The sequence below is a fragment of the Actinomadura viridis genome (assembly GCF_015751755.1).
GTDB lineage: Bacteria > Actinomycetota > Actinomycetes > Streptosporangiales > Streptosporangiaceae > Spirillospora > Spirillospora viridis.
Window position 1 is genome coordinate 3,213,194 of the sequence record NZ_JADOUA010000001.1, and the last position, 17,383, is coordinate 3,230,576.

At 69.3% G+C, this 17,383-nt stretch carries 16 protein-coding genes; 9 read left to right on the forward strand and 7 right to left on the reverse strand.

Going from position 1 to position 17,383, the window contains the following annotated elements:
- Positions 1-6: 6 nt before the first annotated feature.
- The 4 genes from IW256_RS14460 to IW256_RS14475 all read right to left on the reverse strand — a co-directional run bounded on the left by IW256_RS14460 (position 7) and on the right by IW256_RS14475 (position 3,543).
- Positions 7-1,092 carry a mandelate racemase/muconate lactonizing enzyme family protein gene (locus IW256_RS14460; RefSeq protein WP_197011465.1) on the reverse strand — a complete coding sequence of 362 codons (1,086 nt, stop codon included), beginning with the start codon at positions 1,090-1,092 and terminating at the stop codon, positions 7-9.
- Between the two features lie 74 nt (positions 1,093-1,166).
- Positions 1,167-1,934, reverse strand: a complete 768-nt coding sequence (locus IW256_RS14465) for an amidohydrolase family protein (protein WP_197011466.1) — start codon at positions 1,932-1,934, stop codon at positions 1,167-1,169.
- Complete coding sequence (locus IW256_RS14470) at positions 1,931-2,665, reverse strand: creatininase family protein (RefSeq protein ID WP_197011467.1); 735 nt, start codon at positions 2,663-2,665, stop codon at positions 1,931-1,933. Before IW256_RS14470 ends, IW256_RS14465 begins: the two co-directional genes overlap by 4 nt.
- A gap of 47 nt (positions 2,666-2,712) precedes the next feature.
- A complete protein-coding gene (locus IW256_RS14475; protein WP_197011468.1) occupies positions 2,713-3,543 on the reverse strand; it encodes an IclR family transcriptional regulator in 831 nt (276 codons plus the stop codon).
- Between the two features lie 139 nt (positions 3,544-3,682).
- Here IW256_RS14475 and IW256_RS14480 point away from each other — a divergent pair, with 139 nt between their 5' ends.
- Entirely contained in the window at positions 3,683-4,147 is a 465-nt protein-coding gene (locus IW256_RS14480) for a RidA family protein (RefSeq protein ID WP_197011469.1), read from the forward strand.
- A 144-nt stretch (positions 4,148-4,291) separates the two neighbouring features.
- Complete coding sequence (locus IW256_RS14485; protein WP_197011470.1) at positions 4,292-5,737, forward strand: hypothetical protein; 1,446 nt, start codon at positions 4,292-4,294, stop codon at positions 5,735-5,737.
- A gap of 154 nt (positions 5,738-5,891) precedes the next feature.
- Here IW256_RS14485 and IW256_RS14490 read toward each other — a convergent pair whose 3' ends face one another.
- The 3 genes from IW256_RS14490 to IW256_RS14500 all read right to left on the reverse strand — a co-directional run bounded on the left by IW256_RS14490 (position 5,892) and on the right by IW256_RS14500 (position 9,094).
- Complete coding sequence (locus IW256_RS14490) at positions 5,892-6,725, reverse strand: carbohydrate ABC transporter permease (protein ID WP_197011471.1); 834 nt, start codon at positions 6,723-6,725, stop codon at positions 5,892-5,894.
- A complete protein-coding gene (locus tag IW256_RS41080; RefSeq protein ID WP_197011472.1) occupies positions 6,718-7,647 on the reverse strand; it encodes a carbohydrate ABC transporter permease in 930 nt (309 codons plus the stop codon). The genes IW256_RS14490 and IW256_RS41080 overlap by 8 nt, the downstream gene beginning before the upstream one ends.
- Positions 7,648-7,744: 97 nt before the next feature.
- Positions 7,745-9,094 carry an ABC transporter substrate-binding protein gene (locus IW256_RS14500; RefSeq protein WP_197011473.1) on the reverse strand — a complete coding sequence of 450 codons (1,350 nt, stop codon included), beginning with the start codon at positions 9,092-9,094 and terminating at the stop codon, positions 7,745-7,747.
- Positions 9,095-10,124: 1,030 nt separating this feature from the next.
- Here IW256_RS14500 and IW256_RS14505 point away from each other — a divergent pair.
- The 7 genes from IW256_RS14505 to IW256_RS14535 all read left to right on the forward strand — a co-directional run bounded on the left by IW256_RS14505 (position 10,125) and on the right by IW256_RS14535 (position 17,364).
- Complete coding sequence (locus tag IW256_RS14505) at positions 10,125-10,754, forward strand: cupin domain-containing protein (protein ID WP_197011474.1); 630 nt, start codon at positions 10,125-10,127, stop codon at positions 10,752-10,754.
- Positions 10,755-10,769: 15 nt separating this feature from the next.
- The gene (locus tag IW256_RS14510; RefSeq protein WP_197011475.1) at positions 10,770-11,912 is read left to right on the forward strand and encodes a DegT/DnrJ/EryC1/StrS family aminotransferase; all 1,143 of its coding nucleotides are present in this window, start codon (positions 10,770-10,772) and stop codon (positions 11,910-11,912) included.
- An 86-nt stretch (positions 11,913-11,998) separates the two neighbouring features.
- Entirely contained in the window at positions 11,999-12,610 is a 612-nt protein-coding gene (gene wrbA, locus IW256_RS14515) for an NAD(P)H:quinone oxidoreductase (protein ID WP_197011476.1), read from the forward strand.
- A 74-nt stretch (positions 12,611-12,684) separates the two neighbouring features.
- Positions 12,685-14,271, forward strand: a complete 1,587-nt coding sequence (locus IW256_RS14520; RefSeq protein ID WP_231403779.1) for a class I adenylate-forming enzyme family protein — start codon at positions 12,685-12,687, stop codon at positions 14,269-14,271.
- Positions 14,272-14,327: 56 nt separating this feature from the next.
- On the forward strand, positions 14,328-15,398 hold the full coding sequence (locus tag IW256_RS14525) for a methyltransferase (RefSeq protein WP_197011477.1): 1,071 nt from the start codon (positions 14,328-14,330) through the stop codon (positions 15,396-15,398).
- A gap of 123 nt (positions 15,399-15,521) precedes the next feature.
- On the forward strand, positions 15,522-16,625 hold the full coding sequence (locus tag IW256_RS14530; protein ID WP_307828892.1) for a type III polyketide synthase: 1,104 nt from the start codon (positions 15,522-15,524) through the stop codon (positions 16,623-16,625).
- Positions 16,626-16,707: 82 nt separating this feature from the next.
- On the forward strand, positions 16,708-17,364 hold the full coding sequence (locus IW256_RS14535) for an undecaprenyl diphosphate synthase family protein (RefSeq protein ID WP_197011478.1): 657 nt from the start codon (positions 16,708-16,710) through the stop codon (positions 17,362-17,364).
- Positions 17,365-17,383: the final 19 nt, after the last annotated feature.

Genomic DNA, 17,383 nt, shown 5'->3' on the forward strand with positions numbered 1-17,383 from the left:
GGTCCTTCATCGAAAGGCGTCGATCAGATCAGGGCGCGGCACGACCCCGAGCCCGGGCTGATCGCCGAGCCGGACGGTGGTGCCGTCGCTGTCCAGTGGATGGGCGAGGATGTCCTCGCTGTAGTAGTGGGCGCCGATGATGTCCGACGGGAACTCGGCGGACAGCGCCGGCAGTGCGCAGGCGACGTGCAGCTGGGCCGCGGCGCCGATGCCGAACTCGCCGTTGGACCCGAGCAGCGCACCCACGCCGAAAGCCGCCGCCAGCTGACCCATGGCCAGCGCCCGGCCCGGCCCGCCGCTCTTGCCCACGTACAGGCTCACGCAGTCGGCCGCCTCGGCCCGGACCAGCGCGACCAGGTCCGGCAGGCCGAAGACCGCCTCGTCGGCGACCACCGGCAGGCCGATCTCGCGCAGCGCGCGCAACCCGGCCAGGTCGGCCGGCGCCACCGGCTGCTCGACGAACCGCACGCCGAGCCCGGTGACCTCCCGCACCGCCCGGACGGCCTCACCCCGGGACCAGCCGCCGTTGGCGTCCATCCCGAGGAAGACGTCCGGACCGACCAGTTCGCGGACCCGCGCCACCCGGGCGACGTCGCCCTCCACGCCCAACCCGACCTTGACCTTGAACGCCCGGTAGCCCAGCTCCCGCGCGGCCCGGTGCACTTCCTCCAGCGCGGGCCCGTCGCCGGACAAGGACAGCTTGATCGGCACCCGGTCCCGGTACGGGCCGCCGAGCGCGACGGCCAGCGGAACGTCGAGGGTGCGCGCGTACGCGTCCCACAACGCCGTGGAGAGCCCCGCCTTGGTGAACGGGTTTCCGGCCAGCAGGCGGTCCATCACCGTTTCCAGGGCGCCCACCGGCGTCAGCGGCCGGCCGACGATGGCCGGCGCCAGCACGGTACGGATGAAATGGTCGGCGCTGGTGCCGTCCTCCCCGCTCCACAGCGGCGTGGCGCTCACCTCGCCGTAGCCGACCACATCGTCGCTGGTCACCACCCGGACGAGCAGGAAGTCCGAGCGGTCGTGCGCGCCCCGGGCGCCGCGCACCACCAGCCGCGGATGCACCGGCAGCCCGACCGGCAGGGTGTGCACCGCCGCCACGGTGGGGCCGCCTCCGCCTTTCGCCCGCGACCGCGGGGCTCGCGAACCCGGCTCGTTCCCCGCGCTCACGGGGTGGCCTCCCCGGACAGGAGCCGCTGCGGGTTGTCCACCAGCATGGCCCGGCGCTGGTCCTCGGTGATGCCCCACCCGTCGATCTCGACCACCCGGGCCGCCGCGTAGTCCTGGCTCTTCCGGTCGGACAGGCCCGCGTCGGTACCGAACAGCACCTTGTGGGCCGGGGCGTCGGCCAGGATCCGCCGGGCGGCGTACGGCGGGGTGCCGCAGATGCACAGGTAGAGGTTGGCCGTCTCGCGGGTCATCGCGAGCGCTTCCCGCCAGCAGTCGTGCAGGCCGCCGTGCCCGAGCACCACCGGCAGCGTGGGGTGCCGGCGGGCCAGCGCGGCGATCTGCGACGGCGTCGAGTACGGCGGGGTGCCGTCGTGGCTGAGCAGGATGCCGCCGTGCGCGGTGAGCGCCTCGCAGACCGGGTCGAGCGACCGCTCGTGCATGCTGAAGCCCTGCAACCAGGGGTGCAGCTTGAGGCCGCGCAGCCCGAGCCCGGTCATCATGCGGTCCACCTCGGCGGCGGCGTCGGGCGCGCGGACGGACACGGTGCCGAATCCGTGCAGCCGGTCCGGGTACCGCCGGACGAAGGCGGCCAGCTCGTCATTGGTCTCCGGCCGGGGGTCGAACAGGCCGTCGTGGCTGAGCACCACCGCCTGTTCCATGCCGATGGCGTCCATGAACGCCACGAAGTCGTCGGCGCCGAAGGGCGTACCGCCCAGCCAGGTCGCGGTGCGCCAGGCCGGCGTGTGGGTATGGAAGTCGATCACAGTGTTCTCGCAATGTCCACGATGCGGTCGGCCAGCAGCGTCACCAGCCGGTCGAGCCGGTGCCGCCCCGTCGCGGCGTCGGCCGCCTCCGGCCGGTCGGTGTATCCGTCGATCGCCCGCCACAGGGCGGCGGTGTGCAGGTCCACGCCGGGCACGGCCGGCGGCTCGGGGACGGGGTCCCGGCGGGGCCGGTTCCCCACCAGTTCGGGGCGCAGCGCCAGGACCAGCGAGGTCTCGAACTCGCCGGCGTGCCCCGGCACCGGCACGTCCCGCTCCGCCTCGGCCATCCGCCAGTAGTCGACGTGGCCGACCGCCAGGCCGTGCCGGGTGCCGGCGGCCGCGGCCGCGGCGTGGCAGACCCCCACGTTCCCGCCGTGCCCGTTGACCAGGATCAGGCGGCGTCCACCCTGCACCGCGATCGACCGGGCCAGGTCGAGCAGCACGGCCGACAGCGTCTCCGGCGTGAGGGAGAGGGTGCCGCCGAACGGCAGGTGATGGTCGGAGGCGCCCACCGGGATGGCGGGGGCGACGATCAACGGGCGCGGTGAGCGGGGCGCCGCCTGGGCGGCGGCCGCCTCGCACACCGCGTCCGCGATCAGGGCGTCGGTGCCGGTGGGCAGGTGTGGACCGTGCTGTTCGGTCGCGCCGACCGGCAACAGGACGACGGCGTCGTGGAGTTGATCGGCCAGCGCCTGGCGACCGGTTTCGGCCCAGCGCACAGTGGACGCCATGGGCGCCATCCTTCGGTATTCGGAATAAAACTTCGCTAATCCGAATACTAGAAGACGGTCTCCGGGCGTGGCAATGCCGTGGCCGGGCATCCCAGCCGCTGGGACACCGTGGCCGCGACCTGCCGTACCCCGGCCGCCGCCTTGTCCCGCCGCTCATCGACCAGATCGCGCGCGAACCCGGTGACCCCCACCGCGCCGGCGACCCGCCCCTCGGCGTCGAAGAACGGGGCCGCCACGCAGGCCACCTCGGCCTGCTCCTCCTGGTCCTCCACCGCGTAGCCGCGGGACCGGACGGTCTCCAGCAGCTCACGGAAGGCCGCCGCGCTGCCGTCGCCGGCCGCCGGGCCGCGCCCGCCGACCAGCCCGGTCAGCAGCGGGGCGAGCTCGTCCTCCGGCAGGTACGCGGCGATGGCCCGGCCCAGCGCCGTCAGGTTGAACGGCGACACCTTGCCGGGGTAGGTGTCGAACTGGATGAACCCCGCCGTGGCCGCCTTGGCCACGTAGACGACGGTGGCGCCGTCCAGCACGCCGATGTGCGCCGGCATGTCCACCGCGTCGGCGAGCGCCCGCAGCTCCGGCTGTGCCACCGAGGACAGGTCGATCTTGCGGACGAGCTGGCTGGCCAGGCCGTACAGGCGCAACGTCGGGCGCCAGAAGTGGCTGCGGCCGACCACGCGGCGGGCGGCGTATCCCCGTTGTTCGAGGGTGTAGACGATGCTGGCACAGGTCGCCAGGGGTATCCGGGTGGCCTTGGCCAGCGCGGTGAGGGTCATCTCCTCGTCCGCGGTCACCAGCCGCTCGATCACCGTCAATCCGCGGTCCACCGCCGGAGACGGCGCGCGGGATTTCGCGGCATCGGCCTGCTCAGGCATCGGCATACCGGTCCTCCTCTTCGATTTTCGAGCCGTACTGTACCGGCCGCGACCATGGGGTGCCGGAACCCGCGGACGGGCCCCGCTTCCCCCTCAACTTTCCAGTATGCAATGTTGTTCTCTCCATAACCGAAGGAGGAACGTCATGACCGCCGACGAACGCATGGCCGCCGCGCGGGCGAGCGGACCGCCCGCGCCGGGCGAGCGCCCTTCCATCGCCCCGGCCGGCCGGCTGGGATCCCTGCTGGTGAGTTCCGGCCAGACCGCGGTCGGCGCGGACGGCAGGTTGATCGCCGAGGGCCGGGTCGGTGCCGAGATCGACCTGGCGGAGGCCCGGCGGTGCGCCTGGCAGTGCACCCTCAACGTGCTCGACGCCGTCCGGGCCGATGTGGGCGGCCTGGAGCGGATCGCCTCCACGGTCCGGCTGACCGTGTACGTGGCCGGCGTCCCCGAGTTCACCGACCAGCACCTGGTGGCCGATGCGGCGACCGAGTGCCTGCTTCGCGTCCTGGGGCCCGAGGTGGGGCGGCACGCCCGGGCGGCGATCGGCGTCGCCGCGCTTCCGACCGGCAGCCCGGTGGAGGTGGAGGCCGTCTTCGAACTGGCCTGACCAGGGCATTGCGCCGGCCGCCGGCCCGCCCTTACGGTATATCCAGCATTCAGTTCATAAATCTGATATTCCGAAAAAACAGGGCCGAACGCTCCGCGTACCGCGACCGGGCGGGACCGGCGATCGGCCGGAGAAGGAGCGGCCATGCCGGACATGCCATCGGAGACGAACGCCCGGCCCCGCCCGTGGATACCCGCGGGCGGCGTCCGGGCGGCCCTGGTGGGCGGGAACACCGTCGGCGCCGCGGTGCGGGAGAGCCGCCCGCGCGCCGACGGCTACCGGCACATCGACACGCCCGCGTTGATCGCCAAACTGCGCGAGTTGCACGTCAACACCTACCTGTTCGGGGTCTGGGACAGCCCGACCGACTGGGCCGACCTGTGCGAGGAGTTCCTGCCGGCCGCGGCCGAGGCGGGCATCGACGTCTGGCCGTACCTGGTGCCGCCGTCCGAGACGGACGAGAACGGGCGGGCCTCCCGGCCGTACCTCACCGACTACCTGGCCTGGGCGCGGGCCGTCGCCGAGGCGTCCGTCCGGTACCCCAACCTGACCGCCTGGGCCATCGACGACTTCGAGTTCGAGGTGAACGCCCGGCTGTTCACCCCCGAGTACATGACCCGGATGCGGGAGATCCAGCGGGAGATCAACCCCGACCTGGGCTTCTACACCTGCGTGTACTACGAGGTGGCGCTCGACGACGCCTTCCTCGACAAGTACACGCCGTTCATCGACGGGGTGATCTACCCCTTCCTCGACGGGCCGAACAAGAACACCCTGGACGCCGGCTCGGTCCGCCGCTCGCTGGAGGCGATCCGGGCCAAGACCGAGCCGCGCGGGCTGGACCTGGTGTTGCTGGTCTACGCGGGCCGGTTCCTCGCCGCGACCCTGGGGCCCACCGAGTCGTACGTCCGCCAGGCCGTGGACGCCGGGCTGCGCTGCACGGCGGACGGCCTGATCTCGGGGGTCATCGCGTACGGGACGCAGCTCGACGACGCGCCGACCATCGCCTCGGACAACAAGGCGATGTACGGCAACGGCCGGCTGAGCCTCTCGCTGCCCTCGGAGACGCAGCGGATACCCGCCGGCACCTGGGCCCAGGCCGGCCAGGTGATCCACCCGGATCCGGCCTCCCCCCGGTACGAGCTGTCGTTCTGGCACTTCGACGAGTTCGCGCCCAGCACTCCCGGCCCCGGTGAGGTGGTCAAGGAGCTGCTGGTGGACGGCGAAGTGGTGTGGACCTGCGACATCCATGACGAACCGTGGCCGCTGTGGATCCAGGGACGCAGCCTCCAGGGTCCGGTCGACCTCACCCCGTGGCTCACCGGAAAGGAGCGGGCCACGCTGACCATCCGGCTGCGGGTCGTCGACGAGACGACGGGGAACCGGGTGGACGTCGGTTTCGATCACCTGGAATCGATCGGGTTCACCCTGGCCGACCCCGGCTTCGAGGAACCGGCCGGCTGGGAACTGACCGACAGCGGCGGCGCGGCCAAGGCGCACATCGACATCTTCGTCCCCGACCGCCCCCGCCGGATCCGGCTGGCCGTCGCCGACTGCTTCGCCCGGTCGGCGGAGACGGACGGGCTCTGATATCCGGCCCTGCCCGGACAGGTGACAACCTGTCCGGGCAGGGCCCGCTGCTTCCCGTCGAGGCGGTCCATGAAGGGGCGGGTGGCGCCGTCCTCCCGTAGCTCGATCGCAGCGGCGGCGGCCCGGCAACCGGCCGGGCCGCCGCACACCGCTGTCAGCCCTTGAACGCCCCGGCCAGCACGCCACGGATGAAGTACCGCTGGAACGCGAGGAACAGCGCCGCCATCGGCAGCAGGCTCAACATCGCCATCGCCATGGTCCCGTTGATGTTCTGGGAGAACTGGGTGTTGTTGGTGGCCATCCCCACGGTGATCGTCTTCAGCTCGTCCGACTGCGCCATCAGCAACGGCCACAGGAAACTGTTCCAGTTGGCCACGAACACGAAGATGGAGAGCACGGCCATCGGCTGCAGGCACAGCGGCAGTACCACGCTGCGGAAGATCCGCATCTGCGAGGCGCCGTCGATGCGCGCGGCGTCCATCAGCGACTCGGGGATCTTGAGGATGAACTGCCGCAGCAGGTAGACCCCGAGCGGCCCGGCGATGGCCGGCACGATCAGGCCGTAGTAGGTGTCCACCATGCCGAGCCGGCTGGCGATGAGGTACGTCGGCAGCAGGGTCACCGAGAACGGCAGCATCAGGGTGGCCAGCAGCAGACCGAACGCGGCGGCACGGCCCGGAAACCTCATCTTCGCGAACGCGAACGCCGCCAGTACGTCGACCACCACGGTGAGCACGGTGACGACCGCCCCGACCAGGAGGCTGTTCGTGATCCAGCGGAGCACCTCAGGGTCACCGAGCAACGCGGTGTAGTTGGCCAGCGTCCAGTTCTCGGGCCGCAACGAGAGATCGGAGAACAGGTCCGAGCGGAACGACGCCAGGGCGACCAGCAGGATCGGGCCGGCGCACAGTACGACGGCCACGATGGCGGCGACGTGGGTTGCGAGGGTCGCCCGACGGGGGAGGCGAACGGTCGGCCGGTCACTCATGGTCGGCACCATCCGATCGGGTACGGCCGATGAAGACGACCGAGATGACGGCCGTGACGAGCAGCAGAACGATGCTCATCGTGGCGGCGTACGACATCGAGCCGCCGTTGAAGGCGCTCTGGTAGATGTACCACATAGCGGTGTAGGTGGCCGTGCCCGGACCGCCGTTGGTCAGCACGTACACCAGGTCGAACACCTGGATGCTGTTGATCGTGACCAGGATCAGCACCAGCTGGAGCACCGGGCGGATCAACGGCAGCTTGATCGTGGTGAACAGCCGCCAGCCGGACGCGCCGTCGATCCGGGCCGCCTCCAGCACGTCGGGCGGGATGTTGTTGAAGCCGGCCATGAAGATGATCGAGTAGAAGCCGCAGGTGCTCCAGAGGGTGATCATGGCGAGGAAGACCATGGCCGTGGTGCCGTCGGTCAGCCACGCGATCTCGATGCCGAGCCCCTGGGCGAACAGCGCGTGCACCGGGCCGTACTCGGAGTCCACCATGATCTTCCAGATGAGCCCGGTCGCCACGATGGACAGCAGCGAGGGCAGGTAGATCAGGGTGCGGTAGGCGCTCATCCCCGGGAGGGAACTGGACAGCAGCATTCCCACCAGCAACGTCACCACGAGCGTGAGCGGCACACAGATCAGCATGAACACCGCGGTGTTCACCAGGGTCTGCCGGAACAGCCCGTCGCTCACCACGCTCCGGTAGTTCTCCAGCCCGGCGAAGGTCAGCCCGCCGAGCAGCGAGCCCTCCTGGAAGGTCAGGAGGATCGTGTAGCCGAACGGCAGCAGCACGAACAGCCCGAACACGACGGTCTTGGGGAGCAGGAAGGGCAGCGCCTGGGACAGGTCGAGCAGCGCGCGACGCAGCCGGCCGGCCCGGGACGTGCGCCGGGCGGCCGGGGAGAGACGCGCCGGCACCGGTCCCCTCGACGTCGTTCCGTTCGAGGGGGCCGGGACTTCGACGCTCATCGGCGGTCACCCGGCCCGCGGCGGCCGGGGGCCATCGGGGAAGCGCTCACTTCGCCGCCTTGGCCATCTGCTTGATCTGCTTGGACGCCTCGTCGATCATGGCGTCGAGCCCCTGCCGGCCGACCAGGTAGTCGTTGACCTTGCCCATCAGGTACTCCTGTGGCTGGTAGGGGAGGATCCGGGTGGTCTTGACGAACTTCGACAGGGGGGCCGCCTCGTTCATGAACCTGGTCATCCGCGGATCGCTGAGCCCGTCGTAGTAGTCGCTCGGCTGGGGGCGCACCGGCTTGGCCAGGATCAGCTTGTTGAAGTCCTGCAGCGGCTTCTCGTCGACCAGGTACTTGACCAGGTCGAGCGCGGCGGTCTTGTTCTTGCTCTTGGCGGCCACCGACAGGAAGCCGCAGGCGCCCACGACGTACGCGCCGCCGGGACCGGCCGGGGGTGCCAACACCTTGATCCGCAGGTTGGGGTACTTCTGGGCATATTCCTGGGTGAAGCCCTCCGACCAGGCCATCCCGCACTTGCCGGCCATCACCGCGGCCCGCCAGCGTTCGTCCTCCGTGTAGAGGTTCGGCGGAGTGGCGGCGCCGGAGTCCACCATCGCCTTCATGTGCTGGAGTGCGGCTCGACCGGCGTCGTTGTTGAAGCCGATGTCCTTCCCGTCCGCCGAGATGTAGTCGGAGCCGAAGCTCCAGAAGTAGTGCCAGAGGTAGTTGTCCTGGATCGGCGGGGACGGCGCCCAGGCCATCCCGTAGTGCTCGACGTTGCGTGCGTCGTACCCGCTTTCCCCCAGCTTGCGCCCCTTCTTGTCGAAGGTCATCGCCTGGGCGAACGGGATCATCTCGTCATACGTCTTCGGCGGCGCCGGCTTGCCCGCCTTCTCCCAGACGGCCTCGTTGACCACGAGCACCCAGTAGCCGCCGACGTAGGGCAGGCCGAGCAGTTCACCCTTGGTGCCCTCGGCGGCCTTGACGTAGTCGGGGTTGACGCCGTTCACGAACTTCTCGGTGAAGCCCTTGTCCAGGGACCGGAAGTCGGCCAGCGCGCCGGTGGTGCGCCACTTGTTCATCCACGGGATGATCTGGTAGGTCACGTCGGGCGGGTTGCCACCGGAGAAGGCCGCGGTGTATTTGGTGAGCGCCTCCTCCCACGGGACCAGTACGCTGTCCAGCTTGGACCCCGAGTGCTTCTGCTGGTATCCGGTCTTGATCTGGCCGAGGAAGCCCTGCATGAGAGAGAGTTCCGTGTTCGGCGGCACCCAGTAGGTGACGCCTCCGCCCGACGAGGACCCGCCACCGCCGCCACAGCCGGCGAGGGCGGCGGCACCGCCCGCCGCACCGGCCAAGGCGAGAAACCGCCGACGGCCGATGGCCGCTTCCAGCCCGTTCTGTGCCATGTCGACTCCTGTCATACATGCCCGTGGCATGCCGCCGCGGTGCGGTGATGCTATCTTCGGTATTCCGAATACAAAAACGTTGTATCGAAGATAGTAGGCGTGCGGTCCGTGCCAGGCAAGAGGCTGACCAGCATCGACTTACGGATGATCCGTCTATGCCTCCGCCGCCTGAGCACATCGGCGATCAGCTGGGGGGACGCCCTGCGTCTCCCCTCGTTTGAAGTGCCGGCGCACCGTCTGTCAGGGCGGCCGCACACGCGCCGATCATGATCAGCGCCCCCGAGCCGAGGATCCGGCCGGTGGTGGCCCGCCCGCCGGAGATCGCCCGGCGGAGATCGCCCGGTGGTCGTCACCGTGCCCTGGATGTTCGGCTCGTGGTCCACGACCAGAATCTTCTGACCAGGCATGGCACCTCCCATCAAAGAACGCGTTCGAGAGATCCCTGTGAACGGACTCCAGAGGACCGGCGACTGCCTAACGATTTCGTCGCGGTTCCCTATGCCTGCTTGACCGGCCCGGCGATTCTCGCTGACTCCGAGTTCCGGCCCATCGCCGAGACGGGGAGAGGATCGTTCAGATGGTCGCGGCGGCCGAGAACCGGGCCGGATTCCCTGGCCCGGTCCGGCGGCGGCACCGCCGAAGAAGCGGTGCCCGGCCGGTTCGACGGCGATCGAGGCTTGACAAACAGGCGGCGAAGAATTTATATCTAGACTTGCCTGCCCAGGCTCCGCTCACTCCCGCGAGCTCCCCAGTTCCAGATGGATCGCCGGGGGCCGGGACGATGAAGAACTCACCCCGGTGCGGGGGAGTTTCGTGACGGAGCACAGTCGGGACGCCCATCCCCGACCTTTGCGTCGTTCATGCCGGCGGCCTGTGATCAATGCCGGCGCTGTCGTACTCGACGCGCTACGCGACCTTTTTCGACGAAGCCCCGATTCCAGGCGCGCACGCCTGATCGTGGGTTCGGGGACCGCCATCACCACCGGGACGGCGCTGGGCGGACGGAGTATGGATCCGCCGAAGAGCATGCGTGAGTGCGCGGGTGCGTCGACACCTCATCCTGCGCGCGGGATTTCGTACCGACGGCAAGGAAGCGAGTCGCATGAGTGGTCTTATTGTCCCGGCCGGTCAAGGGCGGAAACTGATCACCAAGGCACAGGAGATCACCTTCAAGGTCACAGGAAAGGACGGCTCCTCGGCCTCCTCCTTCGAGGTGGTCGTTCCGCCTGGATTCGACGTGGGGGCGCACACCCATCAGCGCTCGCAGGAGTTCTTCTACATTCTGGAAGGGGAGCTCGACCTGCTGGCGTTCGAGCCGATCGAAAAGACCGGGGACAACTGGCAGGAGTGGGAGTCATCCGCTGGAGACCGGGTCGTCCGCGCGGGACCGGGCAGCTGCATGTTCGTTCCACCCGGATGCCCGCACGCGTTCAGGAACGCCACCGACGAGCCGGCGCGCATGCTGTTCCAGAGCTACCCGTCACCCGATCACGAGCATTACTTCGAGGAGATCGCGGAGATCTTCTCAGCCGGCCGGTCCGTCGATTCCGGCGCCGTGCAGCGGATGCGTGAGCGTTACGACGTCAGCCAGATCACGCCGCTTCGCTACGGACCGCCCGCGCTCCCGAATCCCCGGCCGGCGACAGAACGTGAAGCGTAGCGGGAGGTGTCCCCGATGGATGTGATACCGCTGGTGCACGCGAGTTTGGGCAAGCGGGAGCTCGCGGCCGTCGAGGAGGTGTTCGCCTCCGACTGGCCGGCGGGTCAGGGCCCGCGCGGAAAGGCCCTGGAGCGGGAGCTGGCCGAGCGTTTCGGGATCGGTGAGGCGGTCGCGTTGAGCAGCTGCGCCGCCGCGCTGCACCTGGGCCTGCTCGCGCTCGGCGCCGGGCCGGGCGACGAGGTGATCGTCGCCGACTACACGTTCCCGGCTCCCGCCCACGCGGTGCGCCACGTCGACGCGGAGCCGGTCTTCGCCGACGCGCGCGCCGACACCGGCACCGTGGACCCGCAGGCGGTGGCCGACCTGATCGGACCGCGGACGGTGGGCGTGATCGCCGTGGACACGGTCGGCCTGCCCGCCGACTACGCGGAACTGAGATCGATCGCGGACCGCCACGGCCTGTTCCTCATCGAGGATGCCGCATGCGCCGTCGGGGCGACCTACCGGGGACGTCCGGCGGGTGCGCTGGCACCGGTCGCCTGCCTGTCCTTCCACGGACGCAAGGGCATCACCAGCGGTGAAGGCGGAGCCCTGCTCACCACCGATCCCGCGCTGGCCGCGGACGTGCGGCTGCGGTCGTCCTTCGGCATCGGGGGCATCGTCGAACAGTCGCGGGTCATCGGCCTGCCGATCCCGGAGTTCACCGAAACCGGCTACAACTACAAGCTGTCCGATATCGCTGCCGCGATCCTTCAGGTCCAGCTGGGCCGGATCGAGGAACTGCTGGACCGCCGGCGCGCGGTGGCGGCGCGCTACGCCGAACTGCTCAAGGACGAAGAGCTCCTCACGCTTCCCCACGTACCGCCGGACCGTACCCACGCCTGGCAGTCCTACATGGTGACGCTGGCACCGGGCGTGGACCGGGCGGGCGTCGCGGCCGACCTGCGTGCCCGGGGTATCGGCTGCGGGCACGGCACGTGGGCGAGCCACTTGCAGCCCGTCTACGAGACGAAGCAGACGTGCCCGGTGTCGGCGGATCTCTTCCAGCGCAACCTCGCGATCCCCATGCACGCCGAGCTCACCCCGGACCAGGTCGAGAGGGTCGCGGACGTCCTGCGGGACGCGCTGCGCGACCACGCGCGTCCGCGTGCGAGCTAGGGCCTGCCCGTCCGGACACGTGACGGCAGGCCGGCGGCCCTCACCGGCGCCGCCGGCCAGAAGGCGGGAACGAAGGAAGAGCACTCATGGAACCTGTGAACGCCGCGATCATCTACTACAGCTCGACCGGCACGGTGCACGCCCTGGCGGTGGCCGCCGCCGAGGGCGCGGAGAAGGCCGGCGCGCGCGTACGGCTGCGCAAGGTCCCCGAGCTGGCTCCGCCGGAGGCGATCGACGCCAACCCGGCCTGGGCCCGGCACGCGCGGGACACGGCGGACATCGCCGAGGCCGCCCTGGACGACCTGGTGTGGGCCGACGCGGTGCTGTTCGGCACACCCACCCGTTTCGGCAACCCGTCCATGCAGATCAAGGCGTTCATCGACACCACCGGCGGCCTGTGGCGGCAGGGCGGCCGGCTCGCCGGCAAGGTGTACTCGGCCTTCACCTCGACCGGCACCGCCCACGGGGGACAGGAGTCCACCATCCTGGCGCTGGGAAACGTGTTCTACCACTGGGGCGGCATCATCGTTCCTCCCGGTTACACCGACCCCGTCCAGTTCGAGCTCGGCAATCCCTATGGCACCTCCCACCGCGCCGCCGACGGCCCCCCGGGAGAGGTGCCCCTGAAGGCGGCCGGCTACCAGGCCCGGCGCGCCGTCGACGTCGCGGCCGCCCTCAAGGCCGGCCGCTTCGCCTGATCGCCCGCGCACCGGCGACGTCCCGCGCGTCCATCGAACACCGCAATCGAATCGCCGCAAGGGAGCCAGTCCTGATGAAGGGTTCCATCGTCTACAAATCCATACAGAAGCGCGGTCTCCACATCGGCCTGCTGCCGGAGATGGCCGCGGCGGTCAACGCTTCGACGCCGATCACCCTCGATCACGACCTGGACGCCCTCCCCGAGGCGGGCCGGCGCCTGACGGTGTCCGACCTCGCCGACCACGTGTGCGACCTGGCGGCCCGCCTGTGGGCGGCCGGTGTCCGGCCCGGCGGGTACGTCGTGGTCCACAAGACCGCCAACGCCGACGTCTGGGTGCTCGCCGCCGCGGTGTCCCGGATCGGGGCGGTTCCCGTGATGCTGTCGCCCGCCCTGGACGCCACGACCGTCGGCACACTGATCGAGCGGGTGGGCCGGCCGTACCTGCTCACCGACGAGCGCAAGCTCGACGCGCTGGCCGGGCTGCCCCTGGCGGATCTCGTCGAACGGCCGATCATCGTCGCCGGTGACCGGCCGGGGACGGAGTCGCTCGCCAGGCTCGCCGGGGCGCCCCGGGTCGCGCCGGTGGTCCGGCCCATCGACGAGGCGGCCGTGATCACTCACACCTCCGGCACCACCGGGGTTCCCAAGCTCGTCGTGCACACGCCCCGCACCCAGGGCATCCGGCTCAGACCGCAGTGGCGGCTCCTCTCCCTGATGCGAAGGAAGGAGACCGTGGCCATCCACATCTCCTTCGTGCACTCGCGGATGGTCGCGGCGATGGCCCTGGCGCTCCTCCAGGAGATGCCGGTGCTGCTCATGAACGAGTCCGCCCCCGACACGGTCGCGGAACTGTTCTGCGAACACCGGCCGGGGTTCATCGAGGCGCTGCCCAACTCGCTCATGGAATGGGAGGAACTGGCCGGCGACCCGCGCAGGCCGTTCGCGTCGGTGAAGTACTTCAGCTGCACGTTCGACGCCATCCACCCCAGGACGATGAGCCGGCTCCTCAAGTCGTCCGCACGGCGAGGCGCGCTGTTCTTCCAGATCTACGGGCAGAGCGAGGTCGGTCCCGCGGTCGGCCGCGCCTACCTCCGCAACTCCGCCCACCGGGCGAACGGGCGCTGCGTCGGCTGGATGATGCCGCTGGGGTGCGCGAAGGTCCGCCTGGTGAGCCGGGACGGCAACCCGGTGTCGGAGCGGAATCCCGGCTACATCGAGGTCGCGTGGCCCGGCCTGGCGAAGACCTACTTCGCCGAGCAGGAGCGGTACGACGAGAACCGTACCGGCGGCTGGTGGCGCACCGGGGACGTCGGGTACCGCACCCGGTTCGGCTGCCTGCACATGCTCGACCGCGAGGTGGACATGATCCTCGGGTTGCGCAGCTCGCTGGAGGTCGAGGATCTCCTGCTCGGCGAGCTGGACGAGCTGAGCGAGCTCGTCGTGGTGAAGGGACCGAGGTCCGAGCCGATCCCGGTGCTCTGCACCACCGACGACAGGCCCCTGGACCGGGACCGCTGGCGCGCGGCCGTCGCCGGCTTCCCCCAGCTGGCCGACCCGATCCAGATACCGCGGGCCGAGCTGCCGCGGACCGCCACGCTGAAGGTGCAGCGGATCGCACTGTCCCACCGGCTCGAGGAAGAACTGAAGGGCCGGGCATGACCCGCGACCGGCCGGCGCCACAGCGACCAGAGGACCGACTCGAAAGGGCCAGTGCGATGACTCCGGAAGCCACGCTCGCGCGTTTTCGCGACTACATGGTGGGACCCACGCGATTCATGACGCTGCTGTCCTGCTTCGAGCTCGGCGTCATCGACTCCCTGCGGGAGCGGCCGGGCATGACGGCGGCCGAGCTCGGCGACGCGACCGGGGCCAAGCCGGAAGCCGTGGAACAGCTCCTGTTCCTGCTGGTCAAAGAGGGATTCATCGCCTACGACGAAGGCTCCGCCGCCTACACCCTGGCCGCCCTCGCCGATGTCCCCGAACGCGATCTCAAGCGCGCGCTCGCCTACATGAACATGATCAAGGTCGTCGCTCTCAGGCAGCTCTTCCACCTCACCGAGAGCGCCCGGACCGGCACCCTCGTCGGGCTGAAAGAGCTCTACGGGGCCGAGGGAACCCTGTACGGGGCGGTGGCCGAGCACAGGGATCTGCGCGAGTCCTGGGCGACGTTGATGGACACCGTCACGGCGAACATCGATCCCTGGTTCTTCGCGAACATCGACATGCCGTCCGGCGCGCAGGTGCTCGACCTCGCCGGGAACACCGGCCTCGGAGCGATCAACGCCCACCGGATGAAGCCCGTGCCCGGGCTCCGCGTGACGGTGTTCGACCTTCCGGAGAAGGAGGAGGAGTGCCTGGAGAACTTCCGGGCGCACGGCGTGGAGGAGTACTGCTCATTCATCGGCGGTGATGTCTTCGACGGAACACCAAAGGGTTTCGACGTCGTCCTGATCAAACACTTCCTGGACATGTTCGACAAGGCTTCCGTGATCGAGATCCTGAGGTCGGTCAACGGGTCACTGGAGGTCGGCGGCCAGGTGAACATCCTGGTGCCCGTGTATCCGGAGAACATCGAGGACACCGACAACTACAACGTCGACTTCTTCCCGGCCTTCTTCATCGGCTGCACGATGGGGCAGGGCGGGCCCCAGAAGCTCTCGACCTACCGGAGCTGGCTCGAAGAGTGCGGGTTCACGGTGACCAGGGCGGTGACCAAGGATCCCGCCGAGCTGCCGCCGGACGTCATTCCGGTGCCGGCCGTCCTGTGCGCCACGAAGACCGACTGAGTTCTCTCGCGAACCGGGCCTTCTTCTGCCCTGGGGCGCCGTAGCGGGGTGTCGTCGCCGACCGTTGCCGCCGCCCATCGAACACTCACGACGTGTGGGCCCTGCAGAAAGTGGTTTCCCGAAGTGCCAACGCTGTGCAAGCCGGCGGTCAGTGTGCCGGAATATGTCGTCACCATGGAAGAGACCCTAGAATTCGCCGAGCGAGTCCATTCAGGAAAGCCCCAGCTTCCGCTTGCCCTCCGTCTGATCCGGAACACGGGTGTGCGGAAGCGGCATATCGTACAGCCCATCGAGGAAGCGCTTCGCCATCCGGGCTTCGAGGAGCGGAACCGGATCTACGAGCTCGAATCCAAGAAACGATGCCCCGAGGTCATCGAACAGGCCCTGGCGAACGCCGCGGTAACGGTACGCGACATCGATGCCATCATCTACGTGTCGTGCACGGGATTCCTCATGCCGTCTCTCACCGCATGGCTGATCAACAGCATGGGCTTCCGGTACGACACTCGGCAGATCCCGATCGCCCAGCTGGGGTGCGCGGCCGGCGGCGCGGCGATCAACCGTGCGCAGGAGTTCTGCCTCGCCCACCCCCGAAGCAACGTCCTGATCGTCTCCTGTGAGCTGTGCTCGCTGTGCTATCAGCCCGGCGACGACACGATCGGTGCGCTCCTGTCCGACGGGTTGTTCGGTGACGCGGTCGCGGCCGCCGTGGTGCGGGGGACCGGAGGCACCGGCATGGCCTTGGAGCGCAATTCCTCCTATCTCATTCCTGACACGGAGGAATGGATCTCCTACGCTGTGCGCGGCACCGGCTTCCATTTCCAGCTGGACCGCCGGGTGCCCGGGACGATGGAGCCGCTCGCCCCCGTGCTGCGCGAGCTCGCCGCGAACCACGGTTGGGACGCGCGCAACCTCGACTTCTACATCATCCACGCCGGGGGACCGCGGATCCTGGACGACCTCGCCAAATTCCTCGACGTCGACCGGGAGATGTTCCGCTACAGCTGGGCGACCCTGACCGAGCACGGCAACATCGCCAGCGCCGTCGTACTCGACGCGCTGCGCAGGCTGTTCGAGGACGACGGCCCGGCGCCGGGCGCCACCGGCATGATCGCGGGCTTCGGTCCCGGCATCACCGCCGAGATGGCGGTGGGCCGCTGGACCGTCGACACCCCCGGGGAGGCGGATCGAGCCCGGCTCGACGCGCTGACCTCCCACGTTCAGTGAGGCGGGCCCTGTCCTCCGACGTCCAGACGTCGATGCCCGCGCGGATATTTCCGGAGTGCCAGATCATGCGGCAAAGGAGATCATGGTGACGAACTTGATGCTGCTGCCGGACGGAATGCGTCGCTGGTCCCAGAAGCAGGGCGTCTCCATCGAGGAGAGCTACGCGGCGATGACGGACAAGCTGGTCGAGTTCGCGGACTGGTCCAGGGAGGAAGGCTTCACGACCTTCTACGTCGCCTGCTCCTCCGTCGCGAACTACAGCCGTTCCGCCGCTGTGGTGGCCATTGCCATGAACGCCTACAACGAGGTCGTGCGCCGATGCCACAGCGACCTCAACTTCAATTTCTCCGGGACGCTCGACGTCGTTCCAGAACGTTACCTCACGGAACTGGAGGCGCTGCGGGAGAAGTCGGACAAGAGATCCGGGTTCACCCTGCACTACGTCCTGGGAATGTCGCTCTCCCGCGAGATCTGCGACATCTTCAACAAGCTCAACGGGAAGATCCCGGCGATGACCGAGGAGATCCTCGCGGAGAACGCCTACGTCCCGGAACCGATCGATTACATCATCCGCCCCGGCGGCCACACCCGGATGTCCTCCTTCTATCCGCTGATGTCGCCGTTCGCGGAGATCTACTTCTGCGCCCCCCTGCTGCCCGACGTGACGCGGGCCGACTTCCAGATCGCTCTCCAGGACCTTCGCAGCCGGGACCGGCGTTACGGTCTCTACCCGGCGTGAGCCGGAAACGAATTCTGAC

Coding starts and splice junctions, on each gene's coding strand:
- IW256_RS14470 (WP_197011467.1), bottom strand. CDS start 2,665: ATGGCGTCCACTGTGCGCTGGGCCGAAACCGGTCGCCAGGCGCTGGCC.
- IW256_RS14475 (WP_197011468.1), bottom strand. CDS start 3,543: ATGCCGATGCCTGAGCAGGCCGATGCCGCGAAATCCCGCGCGCCGTCT.
- IW256_RS14480 (WP_197011469.1), top strand. CDS start 3,683: ATGACCGCCGACGAACGCATGGCCGCCGCGCGGGCGAGCGGACCGCCC.
- IW256_RS14485 (WP_197011470.1), top strand. CDS start 4,292: ATGCCGGACATGCCATCGGAGACGAACGCCCGGCCCCGCCCGTGGATA.
- IW256_RS14490 (WP_197011471.1), bottom strand. CDS start 6,725: ATGAGTGACCGGCCGACCGTTCGCCTCCCCCGTCGGGCGACCCTCGCA.
- IW256_RS14500 (WP_197011473.1), bottom strand. CDS start 9,094: ATGGCACAGAACGGGCTGGAAGCGGCCATCGGCCGTCGGCGGTTTCTC.
- IW256_RS14510 (WP_197011475.1), top strand. CDS start 10,770: ATGGATGTGATACCGCTGGTGCACGCGAGTTTGGGCAAGCGGGAGCTC.
- wrbA (WP_197011476.1), top strand. CDS start 11,999: ATGGAACCTGTGAACGCCGCGATCATCTACTACAGCTCGACCGGCACG.
- IW256_RS14520 (WP_231403779.1), top strand. CDS start 12,685: ATGAAGGGTTCCATCGTCTACAAATCCATACAGAAGCGCGGTCTCCAC.
- IW256_RS14525 (WP_197011477.1), top strand. CDS start 14,328: ATGACTCCGGAAGCCACGCTCGCGCGTTTTCGCGACTACATGGTGGGA.
- IW256_RS14535 (WP_197011478.1), top strand. CDS start 16,708: ATGGTGACGAACTTGATGCTGCTGCCGGACGGAATGCGTCGCTGGTCC.